At 62.2% G+C, this 9407-nt stretch carries 8 protein-coding genes; 4 read left to right on the top strand and 4 right to left on the bottom strand.

Going from position 1 to position 9407, the window contains the following annotated elements; genetic code table 11:
• The first annotated feature begins 383 nt into the window (after positions 1–383).
• Positions 384–1280 carry a formate/nitrite transporter family protein gene (locus CAG18_RS14580; RefSeq protein ID WP_085721085.1) on the top strand — a complete coding sequence of 299 codons (897 nt, stop codon included), beginning with the start codon at positions 384–386 and terminating at the stop codon, positions 1278–1280.
• 3 nt (positions 1281–1283) lie between these two features.
• Here CAG18_RS14580 and CAG18_RS14575 read toward each other — a convergent pair whose 3' ends face one another.
• Positions 1284–2375 carry an MBL fold metallo-hydrolase gene (locus CAG18_RS14575; RefSeq protein ID WP_085721084.1) on the bottom strand — a complete coding sequence of 364 codons (1092 nt, stop codon included), beginning with the start codon at positions 2373–2375 and terminating at the stop codon, positions 1284–1286.
• A 130-nt stretch (positions 2376–2505) separates the two neighbouring features.
• On the opposite strand from CAG18_RS14575, the gene CAG18_RS14570 reads away from it, so the two are divergent.
• Together CAG18_RS14570 and CAG18_RS14565 are read left to right on the top strand one after the other, a co-directional pair.
• Complete coding sequence (locus tag CAG18_RS14570; RefSeq protein WP_043936262.1) at positions 2506–3579, top strand: diguanylate cyclase; 1074 nt, start codon at positions 2506–2508, stop codon at positions 3577–3579.
• A 51-nt stretch (positions 3580–3630) separates the two neighbouring features.
• The gene (locus tag CAG18_RS14565; RefSeq protein WP_085721083.1) at positions 3631–6216 is read left to right on the top strand and encodes an EAL domain-containing protein; all 2586 of its coding nucleotides are present in this window, start codon (positions 3631–3633) and stop codon (positions 6214–6216) included.
• Between the two features lie 42 nt (positions 6217–6258).
• Here CAG18_RS14565 and CAG18_RS14560 read toward each other — a convergent pair whose 3' ends face one another.
• Together CAG18_RS14560 and CAG18_RS14555 are read right to left on the bottom strand one after the other, a co-directional pair.
• Positions 6259–6588, bottom strand: coding sequence for a DUF2025 family protein (locus CAG18_RS14560; RefSeq protein ID WP_015271519.1), 330 nt, complete (start codon positions 6586–6588; stop codon positions 6259–6261).
• 123 nt (positions 6589–6711) lie between these two features.
• Complete coding sequence (locus CAG18_RS14555) at positions 6712–7620, bottom strand: LysR family transcriptional regulator (protein WP_015271520.1); 909 nt, start codon at positions 7618–7620, stop codon at positions 6712–6714.
• 112 nt (positions 7621–7732) lie between these two features.
• Between CAG18_RS14555 and CAG18_RS14550 the strand changes: the two genes are divergently transcribed.
• The gene (locus CAG18_RS14550; protein WP_013973908.1) at positions 7733–8491 is read left to right on the top strand and encodes an SDR family NAD(P)-dependent oxidoreductase; all 759 of its coding nucleotides are present in this window, start codon (positions 7733–7735) and stop codon (positions 8489–8491) included.
• Between the two features lie 39 nt (positions 8492–8530).
• Here the strand turns inward: CAG18_RS14550 and CAG18_RS14545 are convergent, their stop codons facing one another.
• The gene (locus CAG18_RS14545) at positions 8531–9400 is read right to left on the bottom strand and encodes an HlyD family secretion protein (RefSeq protein WP_015271522.1); all 870 of its coding nucleotides are present in this window, start codon (positions 9398–9400) and stop codon (positions 8531–8533) included.
• Between the last annotated feature and the right edge of the window lie 7 nt (positions 9401–9407).

Raw genomic sequence — 9407 nt, 5'->3', positions numbered from 1 at the left:
ACTTGTGATGCTGATAATCTTTGTGACTATCAGTCCGTACTCACAAGCACCCACACGAATTGCTTGATTCGATTTGTTAAAGAGCGTTTGGTTAAGAGCCTTTCGTCTCAACCGAGGCGCGCATTCTACGCTTTCCTCATTTGCTGTCAAGCGTTTATTTTGAAGTTTTTTACAATCGATTTCTTTCGAAACCTTTCAACTTCAACAACTTACCGCTTGCCTCGAAGCGTTCAACGCTGCGAGGAGGCGAATAATACGCGCTTTGAGATCAGAGTCAACACCTTGATCTGAAAAAACTTTCTGCCAGCGTTTTACCTTCGTCGGCAACTAATGAAAGCGCCGCGAATCTGTAGAGAAACACCACCCAACGGAGCGTAGCGGCCATGAGCGATGCGCAAAGCGAGAAAACCCCGGGCCTGTCGGCGGACGAGGAGCAGGAAGTCAGCCTTAACCAACCGCCCCGCGCGGCAGTACTGCACGAGATCATTCGTTACCAGGGCGATCAGGAACTGGAACGAACACTCGCCGCACTGTGGTGGTCGGCACTGGCCGCAGGCTTGTCCATGGGGCTGTCGCTCATGGCCATGGGGCTGTTCTACGCACGCCTGCCGGAGGGGGACAGTGCCCAGGTTATCGCCAGCATCGGCTATAGCGCAGGCTTCCTTGCAGTGATACTGGCGCGTCAGCAGTTGTTCACCGAAAACACCCTGACCGCCGTGTTGCCGGTAATGACTGCCCCCACCCTGGCCAACTTCGGGCGCCTGCTGCGCCTTTGGAGCGTGGTACTGCTTGGCAACCTCGCCGGCACCTTGCTGGTGGCCTGGGTAATGCTGGAGCTGCCGATCTTCGACAGCAAGACCGACGTGGCCTTCCTGGAGGTTGGCCGCAAGGTCATGAAAAACGATGTCAGCCAGATGTTCGCCAAAGGCATCGTATCGGGGTGGATGATCGCCACCATGGTATGGATGATCCCGTCGATGGAACATGCCAAGATCTGGATCATCCTGATGATCACCTATCTGATGGCCCTGGGCGACTTCACCCATATAGTGGTCGGCTCGGTCGAGGTGTCCTATCTGGTCTGGGCCGGCGATGAAACCTGGAGCAGTTTCTGGCTGGAGTTCGCCCTGCCGACACTGGCGGGCAACATCATCGGCGGCAGTTTCATCTTCGGATTGATCAGCCATGCACAGGTGCGCAGCGACAGCGGCAAACCGCCCTCACGGCTACTGAAAGAGGACCAGCCACCCTCCCCGCGCCGCAACAACGGCAACAAATGAACCTCAGCGTGCCGCTACAACGCGCTCGTTCGCCTGGCCGCGCTGACGCACAGGCCGTGGCTGCCACCAGTTCTGCCCGGCGTGCGGAGAGTCAAGGCTGACCCGCTCCCCCATCTGCGGGGTGCTCAGGCGCACCTGTGCCTGGTTGGCCAGCGCCAGGATGCGTTCGAACGGCTCCTGCCAACCATGGATGGACAGGTCGAAAGTGCCGTTGTGAATCGGTAACAGCCAACGCCCGCGTAAATCCAGATGTGCCTGCAGACTCTGCTCCGGCTGCATGTGCACATCGGGCCAGGCGACGTTGTAGGCCCCGGTCTCGATCAAGGTCAGGTCGAACGGCCCGAAGCGCTCGCCAATCTGCTTGAACCCATCGAAGTAGCCGGTATCGCCACTGAAGAATACCCGCACATCCTCGTCGACGATCACCCACGACGCCCACAAGGTCCGGTTGCTGTCCAGCAGCCCACGCCCGGAAAAGTGCTGAGCCGGGGTGGCGACAAAGCGTACGCCCTCGACCTCGCTTTCCTGCCACCAGTCCAGCTGCCGCACCTTCGCCGGTGCCACGCCCCAGGTAATCAGCAGGTTGCCTACGCCCAGCGGGGCCAGGAACACACTTGTTCGCGGTGCAAGTTGGCGAATCGCCTGTTCGTCCAGATGATCGAAGTGATCGTGGGACAGTACCACCGCAGCCAATGGCGGCAATTGGTCCAGTGCCAAGGGTGGCGCATGGAAACGCAGCGGGCCGGCCCACTGCACTGGCGAGGCGCGCTCGGCGAATACCGGGTCGGTAATAAAGAAGCGCCCACGCAGCTTGAGCAATACTGTGGAATGGCCCAGGCGCCACAGGCTGCGATCGGGCGCATCGAGCACCTGCTGGCGGGTCATGGGCTGGAGGCTGACCGGTGTGGCCGGCCGGGTTTCCGGCGGTTTGCGCAGGAACAGGTATTTGAGCCCGATGCGCAGCTTCTTCAATACGCCATCCTGTGGCAACGACGCCTGGTTGTGAAAACGCCCTTCCCGCTGTGGCGCCGGCTCGCCGGCGGGGTTGGCCAAAGGGACCATCAGCAACACTCCGAGCAACAGGAAAGCCTTCATGCTACCCCACAGTGATCGGATCAACCATGAATTGGCTTGTAAGGTCATTTTTCGTCGATGAAACACTGTTCAACAATATTCATGCGAGTTATGCGATAAACGGTGCTTCAGCAGAAGAACGATGATCAAGATGGATAAACGCAGCGGCAAAGGACTTTCATTCGCCAAACGCATCTACCTGCCGCGGGTCATCGGCCTGGGAATCGGCCTGTTCAGTGTCATGGCCGCCATGGCGCCGCTGTCACCGCCCATCTGGGCATGGCTGCTGGTGCTGTTCAACGGCCTGTTGTGGCCACATGTGGCCTACCTGTGGGCAGCCCGTTCGGCCACGCCCTACCAGGCAGAACAGCGCAACCTGGTTCTGGACTCCCTGATGGGTGGGTTCTGGACCGCCGCCATGCATTTCAATCCATTGCCCAGTGTGACCGTGCTTTCGATGATGACCATGAACAACGTCGCCGCCGGCGGCAAACGCATGGTCGTTCGCGGGATGCTGGCCCAGTTGGCCGGCATGCTCATCGCCACATTGTTGCTGGGCCCCGGCCTGCAACTGAATGCCACACCCCTGCAGGTCTATGCCTGCCTGCCGATGCTGACGCTCTATCCACTGGCGCTAGGCTGGGTCTGCTACCAGCTGGCGATCAAGCTGGCCGACCACAAGCGCCGACTGAGCACCCTGAGCCTCACCGACAGCCTGACCGGCCTGCTCAACCACGGTGCCTGGAAAGACCTGCTGCTGCTGAAGTTCCAGGCCTGCCAGCAGCAAAAGGGGCACGCGGTGATTGCCCTGATCGACATCGACCACTTCAAGACCATCAACGACACGTTCGGTCACGTTGTCGGCGACTGTGTGCTGCGCCAACTCGGCGCCGAGCTGCGGCACAACCTACGCGAAGGCGACCAGGCCGGGCGCTACGGCGGTGACGAATTCTGCGTAATCTTGCCGGATACCAGCGAAGCCGAAGCGTGCCTGGCCATGGAGCGCCTGCGCGAGCGGGTCGCCAGCTACCGCAACCCGCAGTTGCCGCACCTGCGCATCAGCCTGAGCATCGGCCTTTCGGCATTCGAGGCCGACCTGGAGTCACCCGAGCACTGGCTCGAACAGGCGGACAAGGCGCTGTATACCGCCAAGCATGCCGGGCGCGACCAGGTCAATTTTGCCCGCAGCGACGCTGCAACGCTCAGGCTGGCCTATCCTGATTGAACCTCCTTCCTGACTAACTGGCGGGAGGCTGCCTGAAGGAGCCGCTCGCGCATGGCCAGGACCGCCAACCCTCCACCCGCCAGCCCCACCCCGCGCTTCCAGGTGCGTCGCTTGATTGCCGGCTTCAGCGCAGTTTTCGGCCTGGCTTGCCTGGTCATCGTCGGCGCCCTGTTCAATATCGCGGGTACTCTTGACCATCAGGAGCGCCAGCGCAGCGCCTCGCAGGCATCCAAGGCGCTGGAGCAACGGTTGCTCGCATCGCGCCAATTCCTGTCCAGCTACGCCGTATGGGATGCTGCCTTCGAACACCTGGCGGGGCAGGCCGACTGGAAATGGGCCTACGAAGAAAAGAACGTGGGCGAGTCGCTGTACAGCGCCAGCGGCTATGAGGGAGTGTTCGTGGTGGAGGACGCACGCACCACCTACGCCTTGTTCAGAGGCCAGCCTACCCAGGCGGCTGCCAATACCTATATCGATGCAGCGCTGCAGCCAATCATCGACCAGGCCCGGGCGGCGGCCATCCCACGTGAACAGATCACCCGTTTCGTCCTGTTCAACGGCTGGCCGGCAGTGCTCAGTGCCGCGGCGGTGCGCCCGGACCGGGATGTCACCGAGAGCGAGGTCCGCCAGGCACCGGTAATGCTGTTTGTCGACCAGCTCACCGAGGACAAGCTGGCGCAACTGAGCAGCGGTGCCGGCCTGACCGGCATGCACGTGGAGAAAGATGATGTGGGCGAGCACGGCCACCTGCGCATCGACCTCGGCGATACCGGCTACCATCTGTCCTGGAGCAGCCCGCTGCCAGGGCACCAGTTGCTGCGTGCTGTGTTGCCCCCGCTGTCGGGAGCCTTGCTGATACTTGGCCTGGTCATGCTCTACCTGTTCCGTCATGCCTTGCGCAGTTCGCGCGCGATCGACCTCACGCTCGCCGATCTGCAGCAGAGCAACCAGGCCCTGGAGGCCAGCGAGCAGCGTTTTCGCGCGGTGGCCGAGTCGGCATCCGACTGGATCTGGGAAACTGATCGGCAGCAACGCCTCACCTATCTGTCACAACGTTTTGTCAACGTTACCGGTTACCCGGTGGACGACTGGCTCGGCCACCCGCTCAATCAGTTACTGGCCTGCGATACCACGCCGCTCTCGCCGTGGCTGGATGCCCTGGCCGCGGCCGACCCGCAACAACTGGCCAACCTGCGCTGCACCTACCGCGACCAGAATGGTCAGAACCGCTACTGCCGGATTTCGGCCCGCGCCATCTGGTACGACGACAAGCCCGTCGGTTTCCGTGGCACCGCCAGTGACATCACCGACGAAGTCGATGCCCATGCACGCATCCAGCACCTGTCGCTGCACGACCCGCTGACCGGCCTGGCCAACCGCAACAAGCTAGCCCGCCACCTGGAACAGGCGCTGTTACGTGGGAGCGACTCGCCACCACTGACCTTGCTGCTGCTGGACCTGGACAACTTCAAGCCGATCAACGACTCTCTCGGCCATGCCGCCGGTGACGCGGTGCTGCAGGAGGTAGCGAACCGCCTGCGCGACACTACCCGCGACGGCGACCTGGTCGCGCGTTTAGGCGGCGACGAGTTCCTCCTGGTGCTTAGCGGCATGGACAACCGCAGCGAGATCGACCGTTTCTGTGCGCGCCTTATCAGCCTGCTGCAGCAGCCGATCGCCTTCGATAGCCAGACCCTCCATGTTGGCGCCAGCATCGGAGTCGCCCAGACCCGTACCCAGGGCTTCGATGCCGGCGAGCTGATCCGCTGCGCCGATATCGCCCTGTACCAGGCCAAGGCCGACGGCAAGAGCACCTGGCGCTATTTCGCTGCCGAAATGAACCAGCAGATCCAGTACCGCCGCCAACTGGAGAACGACATGCGGCGAGCCCTGCGCAACCAGGAATTCGAGCTGCACTACCAGCCGCGCTACCGCCTCAGCGACCTGCGCATCGTCGCAGTCGAGGCCTTGCTGCGCTGGCAGCATCCGCAGGAAGGGTTGCTGGGGCCGGACACCTTCATCCCCTTGGCCGAACAGAGTGACATCATTGTCGCGCTGGGCCGCTGGGTGTTGCGCGAAGCCTGCCGCACTGCCCATGACTGGCCCGCCGATGTTCTGGTGTCTGTGAACCTGTCACCTGCGCAGTTCCAGCGCAGCGATGTGGTGGCGGATGTACGCGAGATCCTGCTGGAAACCGCTTTCCCCGCACAGCGCCTGGAGCTGGAAATTACCGAGAACGTGATGCTCAATGACATCGAAGGCGCACTGGGCACAATGCTGTCGCTCAAGGAGCTCGGCGTTCGCCTGAACATGGACGACTTCGGCACCGGCTACTCGTCGCTGGGCTACTTGCGCACCTACCCGTTCGACAGCATCAAGATCGACAAACGCTTTATCGGCGGGCTGAACAACACCGCTGGCAGCGACCGCGCCGTGGTCCAGGCCATCATCAACCTGGGCGAAGCGATGGGGCTGACGGTGACGGCCGAAGGAGTGGAAAGCGAGCAGCAGCTCAGGGCACTGCAGAAGGACCGTTGCCATGAAGTGCAAGGCTATTACCTGAGCAGGCCTCTGAACAGTGCGGGGCTCGAGGCGTTGTTGCAGCAGGCATCCCAACGCTCGGCGCCCTACCTGTAGCGTAAGTTTGAAAGCTTGCGCAGCCCGCTCCTACAGGGATTTTCAGCACAGCTGCCGCAAGCTGCGCTCAGCCACGATTTCCGGCAGGTCGCGCCGGCGCAGGTAGGTGCGCAGCGGTTCACCGATGTTCAAACGGTCATCCACATGCTGCTCCAGCAACAGCGCCAGCCGTTCGCGGCAAAGAGCCATGCGCTGCCCTTGCTCGGGCCGCCAGACAAACTCGCTGCAGGGCGTGATGCTGGCATCGGCCACGTCCATGCCGAAAGAGTCTTCGGAAAAACGCACGATATGCACGCCGCGCTTGCCATGAAAACCGACAAAGCCCTTGAGCTGGTCGGCAGCGTTGCAGATGTCCTGTGAAGTGATGGCCATGACGTAACCTCGCAATGAAATCGGAAGATACGCACGCCAGGCGGGAAAGGGTTGCCTCTGCCGGGCAACTCGTGACTGGCAGCCTAACGCAAGCCATCACACAGGCGCCACGGTTTTCATCGATCAGCGACCACCGTCAACCTGTGAATGCAGCACCTCGCCCAACCATTGCATGAAGGCCTGCACCCGGCGTGGCACGTGCCGTTGCCGGGCATAAAGCAGTGATACGGGCATGGCCGGCGCCTGCCAGCCTTCCAGTACCGAAACCAGCTCACCGCGCTGCAGGTGCTCGGCCACGCCCACCGCCGGCACCTGGATCAGCCCCAGCCCGGCCAGGCAGGCCGCCGAGTAGGCCTCGGCATTGTTCACTGTGACCACGCCAGCCATGGCCTGGAAATGCAGTTCACCGTCCTGCAGAAATTCGAAACCGGCACTACGCCCCCCCAGGGTGCGCACGTAATGCACCAAGTGATGCTCGGCCAGGTCCTGCAGCGTGCGCGGCACGCCGTAGCGTGCAAGGTAGGCAGGGCTGGCACAGTTGCGCATGCTCAGTTGACCGACCGGGCGCGCCACCACATCCAGGTCATGCAGGGCACCAATGCGCATCACGCAATCGAAGCCTTCACGCAGCAGGTCGACCTGGCGGTCGGTACAACTGAGCTCCACCTCCAGGCGCGGGAAGCGCTGCAGAAACTGCGGCAACGCCGGGATGATGACCCGCCGGGCCATCATTGTCGGCAGATCGACGCGCAGGCGCCCGGCCAGCTCGGCATCGTCGGCGCGGAACAAGCCCTCGATTTCGTCCATGCCCGACAGCAGGTCCTTGCTGCGCTCGTACAGCAAGGCGCCATCCTGGGTCGCCTGTACCCGGCGGGTGGTGCGGTTGAACAGCTGCGTACCCAGCAAACGCTCGAGCGCCCTGACCTGCTCCGACACAGTCGAACGGGGCAGCCCCAAGCTCTCGGCAGCCAGGGTGAAACTGCTGACCTCGCAGACCCGAACAAAGGTGCGCAACAACTCCAGCTTGTTCAATTCAGCCCTCGTCTATCCGGTTTTACCGAACAGTATTTCCATATTCGCTGGATTTAACAGCACCACACCGACCAATAACCTGTGCTCATCAGCCCACCATGAGGTTTTCACCATGACCCGCAAGATTGCCCTGATCACTGGCGCCAGCCGCGGCCTGGGCCGCAACACCGCAGAACACCTGGCCGCACGCGGCATCGATGTCATCGGCACTTACCACAGCAAGGCGGAGGAAGCCCATGCCGTCGCCGCCCGGCTGGAGCAGGCCGGGGTCAAGGCTATCATGCTGCAACTGGACGTCAGCGACAGCGCCAGCTTTGCCGGCTTCGCCGAATGCCTCGGCGCAACCCTGCAGCAACACTTTGGCCGCGAGCGCTTCGACTTTCTGGTGAACAATGCCGGGATCGGATTGAACGTGCCATACACCGAAACCAGCGAGGCACAGTTCGACCAGTTGCTGAACATCCAGCTGAAAGGTCCGTTCTTCCTTACCCAGCGCCTGCTGCCGTTGCTGGTCGACAATGGCCGCATCGTCAACATTTCCACTGGCCTGGCGCGCTTTGCGCTACCGGGGTATGCCGCCTATGCCGCGATGAAGGGGGCGATGGAGGTGCTGACCCGCTATCAGGCCAAGGAACTGGGAGCACGTGGGATTCGTGTGAACATTCTGGCGCCGGGGGCGATCGAGACCGATTTTGGCGGCGGCGTGGTGCGGGATAACCGACAGGTTAATGAATACATTGCCGGCAACACGGCGCTGGGGCGGGTGGGCTTGCCGGATGATATCGGGGCAGCGATTGCGCTGTTGCTGGAAGATGGCAACGGCTGGATCAACGGGCAACGGCTGGAGGTTTCGGGCGGGATGTTCCTCTGAAATCGAGGATCTGGGGCTGCTTAGCAGCCCCTTTGGCCCTCACGGCCGACTCTGCTCCTCATGCACCTGCACACTGGCCGTCATTCCCGCACTCAGGGTCACCCCCTCCGGCACCTGGTCCAGGCGAATCCTTACCGGTATCCGCTGCGCCAATCGCACCCAGTTGAAGGTCGGCTCGACCTCCGGCAGCAACTGGCTGTCGGGGTTGCTGTTGCGGTCGGTGATACCACGGCTGATGCTTTCCACATGCCCTTGCATCGGTTCGCCCGCGCCCATCAGCCAGACCTTCACCGCATCCCCCACACGAATGCGTGGCAGCTTGGTTTCCTCGAAATAGGCCTGGATATAGAAGGTTGAATCGTCCACCAGGGCCATCACCGCCTCCCCGGTATTCACATAGTTGCCCTCGGCCAGGCGCAGGTTGGTGATATGCCCGCTGCGCGGCGCCCGCACTTCACTGCGCGCCAGGTTGATTTTGGCGACCTGCAATTGTGCCTCGGCCTCATGCAGCTCACCGCGGGCGATGGCCGCATTGATCTGGGCGTTTTCCCGCAATTCGGCACTGATCGCCTCCGGCCCAAGTGCGGTACGCCGGGCCGCTTCACGCTCGCGCAGGCGCAGTTGCTGGCTGCGGGTTTCGGTCACCGCACTGGCTTGGTCGAAAGCCGCCTGGAAGCGTTCGCGGTCGATGCTCATCAGCAGGTCGCCGGCCTTGACCTGCTGATTGTCACGGGCCTTCAGCTCGCGCACCCAGCCGGACACATCGGGGGCGATCACCACCACATCGGCGCGCACACGGGCATCGCGGGTCCAGGGGGTGAGCATGTAGTACTGCCACAGCTGATAGCCGGCGAAGACGGCAAGGGCCACCACACACAAGGTGACCAGGGTACGTACGGCCGCACGCATCGAAACA

The organism is Pseudomonas sp. B22(2017), assembly GCF_002113105.1.
Classification (GTDB): domain Bacteria; phylum Pseudomonadota; class Gammaproteobacteria; order Pseudomonadales; family Pseudomonadaceae; genus Aquipseudomonas; species Aquipseudomonas asiatica.
The sequence above is the reverse complement of the archived record's forward strand: the minus strand, read 5'-3'. Positions and strand labels throughout refer to the sequence as shown.

Bases quoted from the DNA above. Each gene is read 5' to 3' on its own strand.
- CAG18_RS14580 (WP_085721085.1), top strand. From the start codon at position 384: ATGAGCGATGCGCAAAGCGAGAAAACCCCGGGCCTGTCGGCGGACGAG.
- CAG18_RS14575 (WP_085721084.1), bottom strand. From the start codon at position 2,375: ATGAAGGCTTTCCTGTTGCTCGGAGTGTTGCTGATGGTCCCTTTGGCC.
- CAG18_RS14570 (WP_043936262.1), top strand. From the start codon at position 2,506: ATGGATAAACGCAGCGGCAAAGGACTTTCATTCGCCAAACGCATCTAC.
- CAG18_RS14565 (WP_085721083.1), top strand. From the start codon at position 3,631: ATGGCCAGGACCGCCAACCCTCCACCCGCCAGCCCCACCCCGCGCTTC.
- CAG18_RS14560 (WP_015271519.1), bottom strand. From the start codon at position 6,588: ATGGCCATCACTTCACAGGACATCTGCAACGCTGCCGACCAGCTCAAG.
- CAG18_RS14550 (WP_013973908.1), top strand. From the start codon at position 7,733: ATGACCCGCAAGATTGCCCTGATCACTGGCGCCAGCCGCGGCCTGGGC.
- CAG18_RS14545 (WP_015271522.1), bottom strand. From the start codon at position 9,400: ATGCGTGCGGCCGTACGTACCCTGGTCACCTTGTGTGTGGTGGCCCTT.